Raw genomic sequence first — 17,119 nt, forward strand, 5'->3', positions numbered from 1 at the left:
GATATTTACTCACTGCCTTGTGAGAGATCTCGCACAAGGCAGCGAGTAAAAAGGGAGGATTATTCCCTATTGGCCAATCGCAGCACCTTCACGACGAGGGTCTGCAGCACCTTCTAGGCCATATTTTGTGATGCGAATGGCGTGTAAACCCGAGTTAAGATCGCGAACGTTGACTTCAAATCCCATCTTTTCTAGCTCAGGTTTGAAGTTTTCCGCTGATGTTCCTTTTTCCAAATCTAAGCTACCGAAGCGGTTTAGGAAGTGCGGTTGGTTGATCGCTTGCTGAATATCCATGTCCCATTGGGTATGCGCAATGATCGCTTGTGCTACATAACCTATGATACGGCTGCCGCCTGGAGAACCAATCGCCATGTAAGGTTTATCATCTTGCATAATGATGGTTGGAGCCATCGAAGAGCGTGGACGCTTACCCGGTTCAAGTCGGTTCGCGATAGGTTTGCCATTATTGTGCGTTTTGAATGAGAAGTCCGTTAGTTCGTTATTGAGCAGGAAGCCTCTCACCATTAGGCGTGAGCCAAATGCGTTCTCAATGGTGGTGGTCATTGATACGACATTGCCATCGCTATCAACAATGTTGAAGTGGCTAGTGGACGGCAGTTCAATAGAGACATCTTGGCTTCTTTGCATTACATGATCCCACGGTGGTGTGCCTGAAGGTGCGTTTGCTAGTGCCTTACCTGCGGTAATTAACTGAGCTCGTTCCTGCAAATAGTCAGTATTGACTAACCCTTGGGTTGGCATAGGTACATAATCTTGATCTGCCATATACATACCACGGTCTGCAAAGGCTAGGCGAGAAGCATCCGCTAATACTTGCCAAGACTTTGCGTCGTTTGGTCCCCATGATTTGAGGTCAAATTGCTCGGTCATCGCTAAGATTTGCCCAACCGTTAATGCACCTGAACTTGGTGGTCCCATTCCACAAATATCGTAGCTCTCATAAGCGGAACAAACGGGTTCACGTTGCTTGATTGAATAGGCGTCGAAGTCTTTCTGTGCCAATACGCCCGGATTGCCTTTGGCAGTTTGCACAGCATTGATGATGTCGGCAGAGATCTCACCCTGATAGAAGGCTTTAGCGCCATCCTTTGAGATAGCGTTTAACGTTGCCGCGTATTCTGGGTTCTTAAGTTGCATGCCAGCTGCTTTCGGGCTGCCATCGGCATTAAAGAAGTAGGCTTTAGTGGTGGCAAAGCGGCTTAGACGTTCTTGGTCGTTCTCGATCAAGGTGGCTAAGCGTGGGCTGATGGTAAAACCTTTTTCAGCCAGTTGAGCGATAGGCTTGATGAGTGAGGCCCATTCTAGCTTGCCGTATTTCTGGTGGGTATCCCACAATAATTGAACCGTACCGGGTGTACCAACTGAGCGACCCCCAACTACCGCATCATAGAATTTAAGCGGTTGGCCGTTTTCGTCTTGGAATAGACGTGGTGTAGCATCAAGTGGTGCAGTTTCACGACCATCGTAGGTTTTGAGTTGCTTGTCCTTGCCATCAAAATAAACAAGGAACGCGCCACCACCAATACCTGATGACTGAGGTTCTACCAAGCCAAGCATAAGCTGTACCGCTACCATGGCGTCAATCGCGTTACCACCTCGGGCGAGGATGTCTGCGCCTGCTTGTGTCGCCAATGGGTTAGCTGCGGTGACCATCCAATCATTGGCTTTGACGAGTTGTTTAGTTTCTAAACCACTACTTTGTTCAGGCGCGACGGCATCGGCAGCTTGATTTGCCCAACTGACATGGGAGGCAAAAAGTAGGGTAGAAGTAGCGAGGGTTGTTAGTTTTGTTTTCCACTGCATGATCTTCTCCTTTTAATATGCAGAGCTAGATTGACAGTGGAAATAACATTTAGCCAGTGTATTGTTAATTAATTGTAATCTTTGTTCTAATTTAGAGCAGTAGTGATGAGGCTGATTGCCACAAAATACTGACGCCAATAATGGTGAATACAGCGCCGCACAAGCCATCGATATAGACAGTCGCTTCATGTAATTTTTTCTGTAAGGCTTTAGTAGATAGCATCCAAGCTAAAAGTGAAAACCAAAACAGCGACAGGCCAAATAAGATAAGCAGAGCAAAACCTTTACCTGAAAGAGACATGTCAGCAGGCACTAGGCTCGACATTAAACTAATGAAAAACACCAAAGCCTTTGGGTTGAGAATGTTAGTGGCAAAACCCTTAGAAAACGCCTCACGCTTGTTGGTAAGAATGAGATCTGTGGAATGAACAGAATCAGTGTCGTCATCGTGATGCTGGATCGTATACCAAGTGGCTTTCAAAGCGCCATAACCTAGGTACAACAAGTAACTACCACCTGCTAGTTGGATTATCGCAAATAGAGTCGGTTGCTGGTGGACCAAGTAACTTATCCCCGTTAGGCTCAGCAGTGAGTGCAGTAATATCCCGCAAGACAATCCTAAAGCAATGTACAAGCCTGTTTGTCTACCATGACGTGTCGCGTTTTGCACGACTAACGCAAAGTCAGGGCCGGGACTCATCAAAGCGATGAAGTGGATAGAGGCTAGGGTGATCAATATGGTGACTTCATTCATTGTTCGTTCTCAATAACCTTGCAGCTATTTTAAAATAAGTAATCGTATTGAGCGTAGCTTACCGTGATTTGAAATGGAGCAATTGTAAATTATCAACACTTAGTTGATTTGTGATGGTGGGACACCGAATGTGGTTTTGAAGGCCTTGGAGAAATGGGCTTGATCATAAAAGCCAACTTGGTGTGCAACCATGGTGCCACAGATCCCTGATTTAATAAGGCGCATACTCTGTTCCATACGTAAACGGCTTAGCCAAGCATAAGGAGTGATACCCATCTTATTTTTGAAGTGGCGTTGGAACTGAGTGGTGGTTAAGCCGCATAGGTCTGACAGTTGTTCTAAACGAACTGGCTGGTCCAAATTCGCCATCAAATAGTCTTTTAGCGTATCAATCGATTGATTACCCAGTTTGATGTCGCTTTTCGATCCAAACTTTGCATAACGATCGACAATCGTAGAAAACCCTTCGAAAGGTAAGCAGTCTTGAGCGAGTTGGCTGACGTTTTGAGTTATTAAAAGACGGTGTAGGTTACACAATTGTGAAAAAGCGGCTTGATCGGAGAGGATCAACTCAGAAAAGCCTAATGTATGACCATTTAGCTTGGGATCGGCAAGATCTTGAAACCATTGAGGAGAAATCGCAAATACGCTGACTTGATAACCTGAATCGAGTTTGGAGTGCCCATCATGAAGCTCATCAGGCGGCATGATAACAACTTGGCCAGCTCCGACATGGTGACTCGCACCTTGATAGACAAACTTTTGTTGGCCTTTTGTTATTAAGCCAATGTGAAAGTCCAAATGATAGTGACGCTGAAACGCGAACTCTTGGTATTGAGCTTTAATCAGGCTGATATCTTCTGTCGGTGTAGAGTAATAGTGGACTTTATCCATGGTACAAAAAAGCTTGGTCAAATAGTCATCAATTCAACCAAGCTTATCTTCGTCACTCGCAGTTGTCTTGTAAAAAACGATCAGTTCTTTTGTTTAGCTTGTTTGTTCTTTTTGTTGTTACTCAAACCATCAAAGCTGAATACCACTAATGCCCCCCAAATAAAGGCAAAGGTAACAGCTTTGTCTGACGTAAAGGCTTCACCATAAATCAGCACGGCCAATAAGAACATTAAGCTTGGACCGATGTACTGGAAGAAACCCAGTGTCGATAGTTTTAATCGCGTAGCTGCACCCGTAAAACACAGTAAAGGGATGGTTGTAATCACACCAGCAGCAACCAGTAATAGGTTGAGCTGCATCGGGTTCATTGATAAGTCTGAGGTTGGACTATCGGCAATAAACAGTAAGTACGTTGCAGCGAGAGGCAACATTACTAGGGTTTCAATGAACAAACCTGTTTGTGCCTCTAAGCTAACTTTCTTACGTAGCAAGCCGTAGAAACCAAAACTAAAGGCTAATGCGATAGCGACAATAGGAATTGAGCCAAAGGCTATCAATTGGATAAGGACTCCGACAGCCGCTAGCGCAACCGCACACCACTGTAGTCTGCGTAAACGTTCGCCAAGGAACAGCATCCCAAGCAAGACGTTAATCAGTGGGTTGATGTAATACCCTAAGCTGGCATCGAGCATATGATTGGAATTAACCGCCCAGATAAAAATGAGCCAATTGGCACCCACCAAGATCGAAGTCGCCACCAAATAAAGCATTTTTGGTTTTGAGGTTAAGGTGTCACGAACCTTGCGCCAGCTGCGACCAATATGCAGTAAGAAAGCGAGTAGGAAAAAAGACCAAACTACACGGTGGCTAAGGATCTCTAGCGGGGAGACGTCACTTAAAGATTTGAAATATATAGGGGCGATCCCCCACATGGTGTAAGCGCCGACGGCAAGCAAGATTCCTTGGCGAGTACGTTGTTGTTCTTCAGGGGTCATACAACTTTCTCTAGCATTGAGTGCTTATTAATAAGATTTATAAGAGAGTTGGTCAGTATAGGAGCGTTAACCCTTTTCACCTAACAATTTGCGGTTTAATTCACCAGCGTTCCCCTCTACAATGTGCGCCTTGCTTGCGAATGATGCTGGCTGATTTTATACCTCGATTAGGAACCACAATGACCGCCACTCTGATTGCTGAGCAAATACCGACTCCCGCGAATGATGCGCAAAACATCTTACAAGATGTCTTTGGTTATCAAAGTTTTCGCGATGGTCAGCAAGAGGTCATCGATCTTGCCGTTGAAGGCAAAGATAGCTTGGTGATTATGCCAACTGGTGGCGGTAAGTCGCTGTGTTATCAAATTCCGGCCTTGGTTCGTGAAGGGTTAACTTTGGTTATCTCACCACTGATCTCGCTAATGAAAGACCAAGTTGACCAATTGAAGGCCAATGGCGTCGCTGCTGAGTGCATTAACTCGTCGATGCCAAGAGAAAAGCTAATCTCGGTGTTTAATCGCATGAACTCAGGCCAATTGAAAATGGTCTATGTTTCGCCAGAGCGGGTGTTGATGCGTGACTTTATCGAGCGTCTACAAGGGCTTCCTCTTTCAATGATCGCAGTCGATGAAGCGCACTGTATCTCTCAGTGGGGACACGACTTCCGCCCTGAATATGCATCATTGGGGCAACTTAAACAGTACTTCCCGCATGTACCTTATATGGCGCTAACGGCAACCGCTGACGATGCGACGCGCAAAGATATTATCTCGCGTTTGCAGTTGGTGGAGCCGCACACTTATTTAGGCAGCTTCGATCGTCCTAATATTCGTTACAACCTTGTAGAGAAACACAAGCCAGTGTCTCAGGTGGTTCGCTACCTAGAAACACAGAAAGGTAATTGCGGCATTATCTACTGTGGTAGCCGTAAAAAAGTGGAAATGGTGACCGAGAAGCTGTGCAATAACGGTCTTCGTGCGGCGGGTTATCATGCCGGAATGGACACTGATGAGCGTGCTTATGTGCAAGAGGCCTTCCAACGCGATGATATTCAGATCGTTGTGGCGACTGTGGCGTTTGGTATGGGTATCAATAAACCCAATGTACGCTTTGTGGTGCACTTTGATATTCCACGTAACATCGAATCTTACTATCAAGAGACTGGCCGTGCGGGTCGTGATGGCTTGCCTGCTGAAGCTATGATGCTGTTTGACCCTGCTGATATGGGGTGGCTGCGTCGCATGCTGGATGAGAAAGAAGAAGGCCCACAGAAACAAGTTGAAATGCACAAGCTGAACGCGATGAGTGCCTTTGCTGAAGCGCAAACTTGTCGTCGTCAGGTTCTGCTTAATTACTTTGGCGAATATCGTGAGAAGCAATGTGGTAACTGCGATATTTGCTTAGATCCACCAAAACACTTTGACGCGACCCAAGAAGCGCAAAAGGCGTTGTCTTGTGTGTACCGCGTAAATCAGTCATTTGGTATGGGTTACGTGGTTGAAGTGATGCGTGGTATGCAGAACATCCGTGTGCGCGATAATGGTCACGATAAGTTGTCTACTTACGGTATTGGTCGCGATCACAGCCACGACTACTGGATCAGTATCTTCCGTCAGTTAATTCACAAAGGCTTGTTGTTCCAGAACATCACTCGTAACTCGACTTTGCAGTTAACCGAAGAAGCACGCCCGCTGTTACGCGGTGAAATGTCTTTGGAGTTGGCAGTGCCTCGTTTGGATACCGCAGTTCGTAATGCTAAGTCCGATAAGTTAAGTAGCAAGAACTACGATAAGAAGCTGTTTGCCAAACTGCGTAAGCTGCGTAAGTCGATTGCTGATGAAGATGGCTTACCACCTTATGTTGTCTTCAGTGATGCGACCTTGATTGATATGGCCGAAATCCTACCCACATCTTACGGAGAGATGTTGGCAGTGAATGGTGTCGGTCAACGCAAACTCGATAAGTACGCTGATCCATTCTTAGATTTGATTCAAGAACACATTACCACCCACGGCTAATTGGCTGATTGCTAGTTTTCAGAAGCGTTTAGCTTATAAGAACGGTTAGTTCATAGAAAAAGAATAAGGTTGATAGGGACATGACAACAAACACAGAATTTGGCTTAAGAGAGTATTTAGCTGAGGAAGGGCGTTTATTGATTACGTCTCCAAGTTTTGATTTTGATTCTTACGAAGTGTTAGGTGAAAAGCTGGTGGCATTGCTGTCCGCTTCTGTTGTAGAAAAGCAATGGGACGCTGACATGCATTCTTGGTTGATCGATTTTGAAGACTGTCGAATGTTTTTAAAGTCTGAACATTACAGTGAATCAATCTGGTTTGAGTCGTTAAACGCTGAAGAAAGCCGAGAAGAGTTTGATTATCTCGCGACGCTTTTCAAGCGTGGCTTCTAACTTCAAGCGCATTTCTAATTTTAGGCATAGAACCTAAAAACCTCGCTTTAAAAAACATAGCTTTTAACGTCATTCGCCAATAAATGTGAGGATAAACGTTTGCGTCTATTCTCACCGTTGCAGCCAATATTGATTAATGTATAATCGCCCGCCGCTCAATAGAGCAATTTATAGATACATTTTTAATTCACATTATTGGTAAGAGCTTTCTTGGTTTATTCGAAGAAATGACTCGATTTGGGTTCCCTCACCCCCAAACCAAACTAAAAAGGTACAGCATGAGTAACTTTACCCCTGCGCAACAGCGCAAAGCCCTAGCACTATTAGTTTTGTTCCATTTGGTGATTATTGCGTCAAGCAACTATCTGGTTCAGCTACCTTTTACCGTTTTCGGTATGCACACCACTTGGGGTGCTTTCACTTTCCCGTTTATCTTCCTAGCGACCGACCTAACAGTACGCATTTTTGGCGCGCAGCTTGCTCGTAAAATCATTTTCTTAGTGATGTTGCCTGCACTAGCCGTTTCTTATTTATTGTCTGTGGTGTTCTTTGAAGGTTCATTCCAAGGCTTTAGCCAATTAGGTGAGTTCAACTTGTTTGTTGCACGTATCGCCGCGGCGAGCTTCATGGCTTATTTACTGGGTCAGATCTTGGATGTGCATGTTTTTAACCGCTTACGCCAAATGAAGCAGTGGTGGGTAGCCCCAACGTGTTCAACGCTATTTGGTAACGCGCTCGATACCATCGCGTTCTTTGCGATTGCTTTCTACCAAAGCCCAGATCCATTCATGGCTGAGCACTGGACTGAGATTGCATTGGTCGATTATGGCTTCAAGCTTATCATCAGCTTAGGTCTGTTCGTACCTATGTACGGTGTGCTACTTAATTACGTGGTTAAGAAGTTAACCGCAGTGAACCCTGACTTTAAAGCGACAGGTGTTAACGCTTAAGTTTGAGATTTGTAACGCAAAGCATTAATGCAGCGGTAAGAAAAAGCCCAAGTTAGTCAACTAACTTGGGCTTTTTTAATTTCTAGCGACAGATAATTAATATCACAGGCATTCTATATTGAGCGGCCAACCAATATCAGTTTGGCGGTTCGACTCAATTTCTAGCTCAGCAGCCGTAAGAGGGTTGGCCTCCAACCATTGCTTGGACAGATTTAATGTTAGCTTGTCATCTTGTGCTGTTAACTTCACTTGCGCGACAAGGTCAGGGTTACGGCGATGAGTTAGCAAAATGGCTAAGCGTAGAATACGTAAAATACGTTTGCTACTAGTACCTGATACGGCGTGTTGCTCTGGCAGTGATGTCAGTTGCTCACGGTAGCGACGTACGAGTTCACCGAGGTAGTGCTTCTGTGCACGTGTAAAACCAGGCAAATCCAAGTTTTGTAGTAAGTATGCGCTGTGTTCGCCACCTTTTTTGAAATCGATGGTTAAACCAATTTCGTGCAGTTTAGCTGCAGTTTGCAAAAGGATACCAGCTTGAGGTTCTGATACCCATTCCTCAGCGCCCGCTTGTTCAAATAGATATTGTGCTAACGATGCAACTTGCTCACCGTAAGTGACGTCCATTTGATAGCGAGACTGAACGCTAGCTACCGTACGAGCCCTAATATCTTCTTGGCGTAACTCGTCAACCATCTCATAAGCAAGGCCTTCACGGAGTGCACCGCCGGCGAGTGTCATTGAATCAATCTCAAGCAGCTCAAAAATAGCAATTAGAATCGATAGGCCACTCGGGAATACAAGTGCACGTTCAAGGGTTAACCCTTCAATCTCTAGCTCTTCGAGTCGCTCTGCTGCCATTGCTTGTTTTTGTAGGCGTTTAAGCTTGGCGTGAGTGATGACCTCATCCATGCCTTGTGCCAACATGATTTCTTGCAAAGCTTGAACGGTGCCACTTGCACCAACACACACATCCCATCCTATATCCGTGTAGCTATCAAGGATTGGTGCCAGCGTAGATTTAGCCGCTTCAATGGCGTTGTCAAAGTTGGTTGCGGTTAATTGGCGATCTTTAAAATGACGCTCAAGCCAAGTAACACAGCCCATCTTCAGGCTAGTTAATGCTTTCGCTGAGAAGCCTTCACCGATGATCATCTCGGTACTCGCGCCACCAATGTCAACAACTAGTCGGCGACCACTGCCACCAGAAGTGTGTGCTACGCCTTTATAGATAGTCGCAGCTTCTTCTTCACCAGAGATAACATTGATATCGTAACCAAGGATCTGGTTCGCTTTCTCTAGAAAGATACCCACATTGGTCGCTGTACGCAGGGTCGCGGTACCTACAATGCGGATATTTTCTTTAGGAATGTCTTGCAGTCGCTCTGCAAAGAGACTCAAACAGTCCCAGCCTCGCTGCATCGCTTCTTTACTAAGTGCGTTATTTTCATCTAAGCCTGCGGCTAAACGAACTTTACGCTTAATCTTAGCCATGGTTTGCACGCTGCCATCGATATGGCGCACAACGAGCATATGAAAACTGTTCGACCCGAGGTCGATTGCAGCGTAAAGCGGGGATGACACTGTTTGGCTCATAAGCGACTAAGCTTCCTTGTTATGACGCGGTTGGCGTGGGCGACGGTTCTGGTTTGGTTTACGGTTACCGTTACGTGGACCATTGTTGTTTGAGCGACGTTGTTGCGGGTTACGTGTACGTAAACGCAATGGTGCCGGTAGATCTTCTAGTAGTGCAGAAGCATCGTAGTCAGACATTGGAATAGCGTGCTCGATGTATTCTTCGATTGGTGGCAAGTTGATTGCGTAATCTTCACAAGCAAAGCTGATCGAATGACCGCTTTCACCAGCACGACCTGTACGGCCGATACGGTGAACGTAATCTTCGCAATCGTCTGGCAGGTCAAAGTTGAATACGTGTGTTACTTGAGGAATGTGTAAGCCACGTGCTGCAACATCGGTTGCTACAAGTAGGTCAACATCACCTTTAGTGAACTGTTCAAGAATCTTTTCACGTTTCTTCTGTGGAACATCACCTGTTAGTAGACCAACACGATGACCATCGGCAGCCAAGTGACCCCAAACTGATTCACATTTGTGCTTCGTGTTAGCGAAGATGATTGCGCGATCTGGCCATTCTTCTTCGATTAACGTTTGTAGAAGGGCCATCTTATGTTCGTTAGAAGGGTAGAAAAGCTCTTCCTGAATGCGGTGACCTGTTTTGCGCTCTGGCTCAACAACAACATGCTCTGGGTTGTGCATGTGTTCGAACGCTAGCTCTTGTACGCGGTAAGACAGCGTCGCAGAGAACAGCATGTTCAGGCGATCTTTTGGCTCAGGCATACGGCGGAACAAGAAGCGGATGTCTTTGATGAAACCAAGATCGAACATGCGATCAGCTTCGTCAAGAACAACAGCTTGAATATGGTTAAGGTTAAATACCTTCTGCTTGTAGAAATCGATGATACGGCCAGTTGTACCAATTAAGATATCTGCGCCTTCTTCGATCTTACCTAGTTGCTTGTCGTAGCTTTCGCCACCGTAAGCAAGTGCTGCTTTGATACCTGTGCTTTCAACCAGAGAGTCAGCATCGTTGTAGATCTGAATCGCGAGTTCACGTGTTGGTGCCATAATAATCGCACGTGGCTGGTTAGGCTTGCGCCCTTCATGCTCAGGTGTTTTTAGCAGGTGATTAAAAGTAGCAGTAAGAAACGCAAGCGTTTTACCAGTACCCGTTTGGGCCTGGCCTGCAATGTCTTGGCCGGTGAGCAGTACCGGGAGCGCCAAGGCTTGGATAGGGGTACAGTAATCGAACCCTTTTTTCTCCAATCCTTCAATGACTTGCGGGAGTAAATCCAAGTCGGCGAACTTTTGCTCTGTGATATGCGTCTTTTTCATTGCTATAGAATATCAGCTTAAGCTTGCAATACGAAAGTAAATACATTCCAATAGGGCATCTATTTACTGGTTATCATCCAACCAGTTCTAAAAAATACATTGGAGTGGAAGATGAGTGATAAGATTTTGCAGCTAACTGATGACGGTTTTGATAACGATGTGATCAATGCTGCAGGCCCGGTTCTTGTTGATTTTTGGGCTGAATGGTGTGGTCCTTGTAAGATGATTGCTCCGATTCTTGATGAAATCGCAGACGAGTACGAAGGCAAGCTCACTATCGGTAAATTAAATATCGACCAAAACGCAGGAACTCCACCAAAATTTGGTATTCGCGGTATTCCAACGCTACTTCTTTTCAAAGATGGTGGCGTAGCAGCAACTAAAGTTGGTGCATTGTCTAAAACTCAACTTAAAGAGTTCCTAGACGCTAACCTTTAATTAGGTGAGCATTTGAAAAGAAACCGCGCAGTTAACAAATGCGCGGTTTTGTTTTTTCTAAGCTATGGACTAGTCTTAGTTTTAGTGCTAATTTATCGCACGTTAATTGAACGAATTTCTCTTCTTGGTCGATCCTGCGTGACCAAATCCTTCTTAACTTAAGAAAACAGATCCTATTTTGACTAAACAAACTTCCACCACTATGAATCTTACTGAACTGAAGAACAGACCAGTGTCTGAACTTGTTAAACTTAGCGAAAGCCTAGGTCTTGAAAATCAAGCTCGCTTAAGAAAACAAGACATTATCTTCTCCATCCTTAAAGCGCATGCAAAAAGTGGTGAAGACATCTTTGGTGATGGTGTTCTAGAAATTCTTCAAGACGGTTTTGGTTTCCTGCGTAGCGGCGACAGCTCATACCTTGCTGGGCCAGATGATATTTATGTATCACCAAGCCAGATTCGTCGTTTTAACCTTCGCACAGGTGATTCTATTGGCGGTAAAATCCGCCCACCTAAAGATGGCGAGCGTTACTTTGCACTACTTAAAGTAAACACGGTTAACTACGACAAGCCAGACAACGCACGTAACAAAATCCTTTTTGAAAACCTTACTCCTCTTCATGCCAACGAACGTATGGTGATGGAAGCTGGTAATGGTGCGACTGAAGATATCACAGCCCGAATCCTTGACCTTGCTTCACCAATTGGTAAAGGTCAGCGTGGTCTGATTGTTGCTCCGCCTAAAGCGGGTAAAACAATGCTGCTGCAAAATATCGCTCAAAGCATTGCTCGCAACCATCCAGAGTGTGAACTAATGGTTCTACTTATCGATGAGCGTCCAGAAGAAGTAACAGAAATGCAGCGCCTAGTTAAAGGTGAAGTAATTGCATCGACTTTCGATGAGCCAGCATCTCGCCACGTACAAGTAGCAGAAATGGTAATCGAGAAGGCGAAGCGCCTTGTTGAACACAAGAAAGACGTGGTTATCCTACTGGACTCAATCACTCGTCTCGCTCGTGCTTACAACACCGTGATTCCTTCATCTGGTAAAGTTCTTACTGGTGGTGTTGATGCGAATGCTCTACATCGTCCAAAGCGCTTCTTTGGTGCGGCACGTAACGTAGAAGAAGGCGGTAGCTTAACTATCATCGCAACAGCACTGGTTGATACTGGTTCTAAGATGGATGAAGTTATCTACGAAGAGTTCAAAGGTACAGGTAACATGGAACTGCACCTTAACCGTAAGATTGCGGAAAAACGCGTATTCCCAGCGATTGATTTCAACCGCTCTGGTACTCGTCGTGAAGAGCTTCTTACTAAGAACGATGAATTACAGAAGATGTGGATCCTGCGTAAGATTGTTCACCCAATGGGCGAAATCGACGCGATGGAATTCCTTATCGACAAGCTAGCAATGACTAAAACGAACGATGAGTTCTTTGACGCAATGCGCCGTCAGTAACCTTGACGGGTTTATAGTTATCAAAAAGCGCTGCCTTCGGGTGGCGCTTTTTATTTGCATTTTACAGCGCTAGCTTGCAGAATGACCAAAAGTGTTAAAAGGAAGTTAAAATGCAACATGGACTGTTGTCATCATTACTCCTGTCTACTTCACTGTTATTTTCACCGGTTGGTATGAGCTATGCCACCGAGATGTCTCCACTTACAGTTGAGTCTTGGCTTGAGAATGATCAAGTAAAACTGAAAACTGCTGAATTACTCGAGCTTGTTGTGCGTGATGAAGTCAATTCGTTACGTTTCGCGCTTGAGCGTCTGACATTTCCTCAGCAAGAGGTAGCTCGTTACCAACTTTTGAAGAAGATTGAGCAACAAAAAATTGCACTCACTCCTAAGATGTCTATCTTCATCGAGCAACAACTTGATCTCACGCCGACTTACCAAGTTTTAGAGCGTGGTGATGGATATGAGTTCACGGTACCTGCCTTTAATTACCCTTCGATTGCTAATCGATTAATCAAACAGTGGCACCAAGACCAAACAACATTGGTATTTGTGTTAGATGCAGAAAAACAAGAGCTCGACCTAAAAGAGTGGCTATCTGGCCCTGAGCATCAAGTTCAAACGCGAGAGGCTCTGTTAATAAGAGAGCTAGATAGTTTGTCACCTGAAGCGGTTGATTATCTGACTAAGCAACTCACCGCATCTTCTATTGTTAGTTGGTTACCTTCTACAGAGGTGGTGGTTCGGTTAGCGCAAGTCAGCGAAGACCCGGAGGTCTACAAGATTCTATGGCGAATGAAGGCCGATTATCATAGTCAAGCCGAACTAGTGCGCCTTGCTGAAACTAAACAAACGTTCGCGCTTGAACAGGTAATGGCGGCGACTAAGAATCCGCGCTTGAAAGATGAGGCGATAACTTTGCTTACCAAGGTTAATCCGTTATCAGAAGAAGTGAAGCAGTTCCTTGTCTCTCGGATGGCGATTGCCGATGAAGCGCCATTAGTCGCGCGTGAACTGGCCAAACAAGGTCACACTCGCTGGTTGCAAGACCTCGTCAATGATAACCCTCAGGTGAAGAGCTCTTTGATCGAGCAAGCATTACCGTAAAGTGGATTTTGCCTCTCAATAACCACATTAAAAAGGGGGATCTCAGCGTCACCCTTTTTGATATACTGAGCGCAGAATAATCAGCATGTAGAAGTCCTATGAGTTTTAAAGATTTACGTGATTTTATCGACCATCTTGAAAGTATTGGTCAGTTGAAACGCATTTCTCACCCTGTCGATCCAGACTACGAAATGACCGAGATTAGCGACCGTACTCTACGTGCTGGTGGCCCGGCTCTTTTGTTTGAAAATCCTGTAGGCTATGACATGCCTGTTTTGACTAACCTATTTGGTACACCTAACCGTGTGGCTATTGGTATGGGTCGTCAGGAAGTAAAAGAACTGCGTGAAGTGGGCAAGTTGCTTGCTTACCTAAAAGAGCCTGAGCCCCCAAAAGGCTTTAAAGACGCTCTTGATAAGCTGCCAGTGTTTAAGCAAGTCTTAAACATGCCGGCTAAACGCCTTCGCAAAGCGGCTTGCCAACAAGTGGTTTGGCAAGGTAATGAGGTCGACCTAGATAAAATTCCTGTGATGAGTTGCTGGGCCGACGATGTCGCGCCATTGCTAACATGGGGTTTAACGGTTACTCGTGGTCCAAATAAAAAACGCCAAAACTTAGGTATCTATCGCCAGCAAAAGATCGGTAAAAACAAAATCATCATGCGTTGGTTAGCCCATCGTGGTGGTGCGCTTGATCTACGCGATTGGATGGAAACCAACCCAGGTAAACCATTTCCGATATCTGTAGCATTTGGCGCAGACCCTGCCACCATTCTTGGCGCGGTGACACCAGTACCAGATACCTTATCGGAATACGCATTTGCAGGATTGCTGCGTGGTAGTAAAACTGAGGTCGTTAAATCAATCAGTAATAACCTAGAGGTACCAGCAAGTGCGGAAATCGTAATGGAAGGCTACATCGACCCGAATGAGTTCGCGGACGAAGGCCCATACGGAGACCACACGGGTTACTACAACGAGAAAGAAAAGCACCACGTATTTACGATTACTCATGTAACCATGCGCGAGAACCCTATTTATCACAGCACGTATACTGGCCGTCCGCCTGATGAGCCAGCGGTATTGGGTGTTGCACTAAATGAAGTGTTTGTTCCTATTCTTCAAAAGCAGTTCCCTGAGATCGAAGATTTCTACCTGCCGCCTGAAGGTTGTTCGTACCGAATGGCGGTAGTGACAATGAAGAAGCAATACCCAGGTCACGCTAAGCGAGTGATGATGGGTGTATGGTCTTTCTTGCGTCAATTCATGTACACCAAATTTGTATTGGTGTGCGATGAGGATGTGAACGCACGTGATTGGTCTCAAGTAACCGCTGCGATGTGTAAATATATGGATCCGTCACGCGATAGCTTGATGATAGAGAACACACCGATCGACTCGTTAGATTTTGCGTCTCCAGTGGTTGGATTGGGTTCTAAGATGGGCTTAGACATCACCAAGAAGTGGGATGCGGAGTTAGCATTATCGCCAGACGTTGAATCTGCGCCTGTAAGTAGTGAACATATCGAAGGTAGCCTGGCTGAGTTAACTAAGGCTCACCCTGAAATTATTGATATTCATCTACAGAACGACAACGCCAGCATGGTTGTCGTGTCTATTGATAAGCAAGCTGCAGGTAACGGTAAGAAAATCATGGAAGCGGTTTGGTCTCAATTTGATGAGAATAAATTTGTTATCGTGTGTGATGGTGATGTCAACGTGAGTGATTGGAATGACATCATTTGGGCGGTGACCACAAGAATGGACCCGGCCAGAGATACATTGTTCCTACAGAATGAAACTGGACACTCAAAAATGGGTCTAGATGCGACTAATAAATGGGAAGGTGAATGCCTTCGTGAGTGGGGGGTGCCAATTACAAAAGATCCTGAGCTCGTCAAAAAGATTGATAGCATTTGGGAACAGCTAGGAATTTCATGAGCTACCAAGTAGTCTTATATCCAGAAAACATCAGTTTCACAGTAGGAAAAGGGCAAACGATCTTGGATGCTGCGCTCAACAGCAATATCAATTTCCCGAATCGTTGCCAAGTTGGCGCATGCGCGATGTGTATGTGCAAAAAATTAGAAGGCCAAGTGAGTTACCACCTTGAACCCATGCTCACAGAGAAAGAGCAGTTACAAGGTTGGATTTTTGCTTGCCAAGCATTTGCAGAAAGTAATTTAGTTCTAACCTTTGCCGATTAAGGGTTAGTGAGAGGAAGAACATGACTATTAAATGTAAAGTGAAATCTATCGAGCCTTTGGCTTGTAACACTTACCAAATCCTACTTCACCCAGAAACACCGGTCGCTTTTAAAGCGGGACAATACTTGATGGTTGAAATGGGTGAAAAAGACAAGCGCCCATTTTCGATTGCAAGTAGCCCTTGTCGCCATGAAGGCGAGCTTGAGTTACACATTGGTGCTGCTGAGCACAATGCTTACGCGTTAGAAGTTGTTGAGGCGATGAAAAAAGCACAATCTGAAGATGGTGATATTGCTATTGATGCTCCTCACGGTAACGCGTGGGTTAAAGAAGAAAGCGAACGTCCTCTATTATTGATTGCTGGTGGTACTGGTTTCAGCTATGTACGTTCGATTCTTGATCACTGTATTGCACAAAACAGCAAGAAAGAGATTCACTTATACTGGGGCGCAAAAGATGAGTGCCAGTTATATGCGAAAGAAGAGTTAGTCGATATTGCAGAAAAACATAGCAACGTACACTTTGTACCTGTTGTAGAACAAGCTCCTGAGGTTTGGCATGGTCAAACAGGTAATGTGCTTGAAGCTATTACGCAAAGCTTCGAATCATTAGCTGATTTCGATATCTATATTGCAGGCCGTTTTGAAATGGCGGGTGCAGCAAGAGACTTATTTACTCAAAACAAAGACGCAAAGCGCGACCATATTTACGCTGATGCTTACGCGTTTATCTAACAATACCTTTAGATTTTGAGTAAAAAGAGAGCAGAAATGCTCTCTTTTTTACGTTTAGGTGAACTATTAGGCAGTTAACCCCTATTTATTAATTTTTTATGAAAAAGTAGTTGCTAAGCTGAGAGGGTTCCCTATAATGCGACACCACTGAGACGGCAGACGCCACAAGGCTTCAGCAAGAATCAGTAAGACGGAAAGCGACAAAAAATTAATTTTCAAAAAGTGTTTGACACTGAATGTTAATTCGCTAGAATGGCCGTCCACTTCGAGAGGCACCTTACTTAAAAGGAGCGCTTGAGAAGTAAAGCTCTTTAACAATTTAAACCTATCAATCTGTGTGGGCACTCGTTGATGAATATCAAAACGTTTTATCCTTTTGGATAAAACAGTTACTTCGGTAACAAACTTGATTTCAATGAACTGAGTGACCAAT

16 protein-coding genes are annotated in these 17,119 nt (G+C 45.0%); 9 read left to right on the plus strand and 7 right to left on the minus strand.

Going from position 1 to position 17,119, the window contains the following annotated elements:
* Window positions 1-66 precede the first annotated feature (66 nt).
* From ggt to rarD, 4 genes are all read right to left on the minus strand, one after another.
* The gene (ggt, locus tag ACFI6G_RS21370; protein ID WP_010440681.1) at window positions 67-1,824 is read right to left on the minus strand and encodes a gamma-glutamyltransferase; all 1,758 of its coding nucleotides are present in this window, start codon (window positions 1,822-1,824) and stop codon (window positions 67-69) included.
* A gap of 91 nt (window positions 1,825-1,915) precedes the next feature.
* On the minus strand, window positions 1,916-2,578 hold the full coding sequence (locus tag ACFI6G_RS21375; protein ID WP_010440683.1) for a LysE family translocator: 663 nt from the start codon (window positions 2,576-2,578) through the stop codon (window positions 1,916-1,918).
* Window positions 2,579-2,677: 99 nt separating this feature from the next.
* Window positions 2,678-3,472, minus strand: a complete 795-nt coding sequence (locus ACFI6G_RS21380) for a helix-turn-helix transcriptional regulator (RefSeq protein ID WP_010440685.1) — start codon at window positions 3,470-3,472, stop codon at window positions 2,678-2,680.
* 80 nt (window positions 3,473-3,552) lie between these two features.
* Window positions 3,553-4,467 carry an EamA family transporter RarD gene (gene rarD, locus ACFI6G_RS21385; RefSeq protein ID WP_010440687.1) on the minus strand — a complete coding sequence of 305 codons (915 nt, stop codon included), beginning with the start codon at window positions 4,465-4,467 and terminating at the stop codon, window positions 3,553-3,555.
* 179 nt (window positions 4,468-4,646) lie between these two features.
* Here rarD and recQ point away from each other — a divergent pair, with 179 nt between their 5' ends.
* From recQ to ACFI6G_RS21400, 3 genes are all read left to right on the plus strand, one after another.
* Window positions 4,647-6,485, plus strand: coding sequence for an ATP-dependent DNA helicase RecQ (recQ, locus tag ACFI6G_RS21390; RefSeq protein WP_010440689.1), 1,839 nt, complete (start codon window positions 4,647-4,649; stop codon window positions 6,483-6,485).
* A gap of 80 nt (window positions 6,486-6,565) precedes the next feature.
* Window positions 6,566-6,877 carry a DUF3630 family protein gene (locus ACFI6G_RS21395; RefSeq protein WP_010440691.1) on the plus strand — a complete coding sequence of 104 codons (312 nt, stop codon included), beginning with the start codon at window positions 6,566-6,568 and terminating at the stop codon, window positions 6,875-6,877.
* 278 nt (window positions 6,878-7,155) lie between these two features.
* Window positions 7,156-7,827, plus strand: coding sequence for a 7-cyano-7-deazaguanine/7-aminomethyl-7-deazaguanine transporter (locus ACFI6G_RS21400; RefSeq protein WP_010440693.1), 672 nt, complete (start codon window positions 7,156-7,158; stop codon window positions 7,825-7,827).
* A gap of 102 nt (window positions 7,828-7,929) precedes the next feature.
* Here ACFI6G_RS21400 and gppA read toward each other — a convergent pair whose 3' ends face one another.
* Window positions 7,930-9,423 carry a guanosine-5'-triphosphate,3'-diphosphate diphosphatase gene (gppA, locus tag ACFI6G_RS21405; protein WP_010440695.1) on the minus strand — a complete coding sequence of 498 codons (1,494 nt, stop codon included), beginning with the start codon at window positions 9,421-9,423 and terminating at the stop codon, window positions 7,930-7,932.
* A 6-nt stretch (window positions 9,424-9,429) separates the two neighbouring features.
* Window positions 9,430-10,740, minus strand: coding sequence for an ATP-dependent RNA helicase RhlB (rhlB, locus tag ACFI6G_RS21410; RefSeq protein ID WP_010440697.1), 1,311 nt, complete (start codon window positions 10,738-10,740; stop codon window positions 9,430-9,432).
* 111 nt (window positions 10,741-10,851) lie between these two features.
* Between rhlB and trxA the strand changes: the two genes are divergently transcribed.
* From trxA to fre, 6 genes are all read left to right on the plus strand, one after another.
* Window positions 10,852-11,178 carry a thioredoxin TrxA gene (gene trxA, locus ACFI6G_RS21415; RefSeq protein WP_010440700.1) on the plus strand — a complete coding sequence of 109 codons (327 nt, stop codon included), beginning with the start codon at window positions 10,852-10,854 and terminating at the stop codon, window positions 11,176-11,178.
* 202 nt (window positions 11,179-11,380) lie between these two features.
* Entirely contained in the window at window positions 11,381-12,640 is a 1,260-nt protein-coding gene (rho, locus tag ACFI6G_RS21420) for a transcription termination factor Rho (RefSeq protein ID WP_010440702.1), read from the plus strand.
* A 110-nt stretch (window positions 12,641-12,750) separates the two neighbouring features.
* Complete coding sequence (locus tag ACFI6G_RS21425; RefSeq protein ID WP_010440704.1) at window positions 12,751-13,746, plus strand: hypothetical protein; 996 nt, start codon at window positions 12,751-12,753, stop codon at window positions 13,744-13,746.
* Window positions 13,747-13,844: 98 nt separating this feature from the next.
* Window positions 13,845-15,686: a 4-hydroxy-3-polyprenylbenzoate decarboxylase gene (ubiD, locus tag ACFI6G_RS21430; protein WP_065100115.1), complete on the plus strand. Its 1,842-nt coding sequence runs from the start codon at window positions 13,845-13,847 to the stop codon at window positions 15,684-15,686.
* A complete protein-coding gene (locus tag ACFI6G_RS21435) occupies window positions 15,683-15,952 on the plus strand; it encodes a 2Fe-2S iron-sulfur cluster-binding protein (protein WP_016767813.1) in 270 nt (89 codons plus the stop codon). Before ubiD ends, ACFI6G_RS21435 begins: the two co-directional genes overlap by 4 nt.
* 20 nt (window positions 15,953-15,972) lie before the next feature.
* A complete protein-coding gene (gene fre / locus ACFI6G_RS21440; RefSeq protein WP_102385305.1) occupies window positions 15,973-16,686 on the plus strand; it encodes an NAD(P)H-flavin reductase in 714 nt (237 codons plus the stop codon).
* A 96-nt stretch (window positions 16,687-16,782) separates the two neighbouring features.
* Here the strand turns inward: fre and ACFI6G_RS21445 are convergent.
* On the minus strand, window positions 16,783-17,119 hold a 337-nt coding region (locus ACFI6G_RS21445; protein WP_462710464.1), incomplete at its 5' end, for a hypothetical protein.

The organism is Vibrio sp. PSi01, from assembly GCF_054960695.1.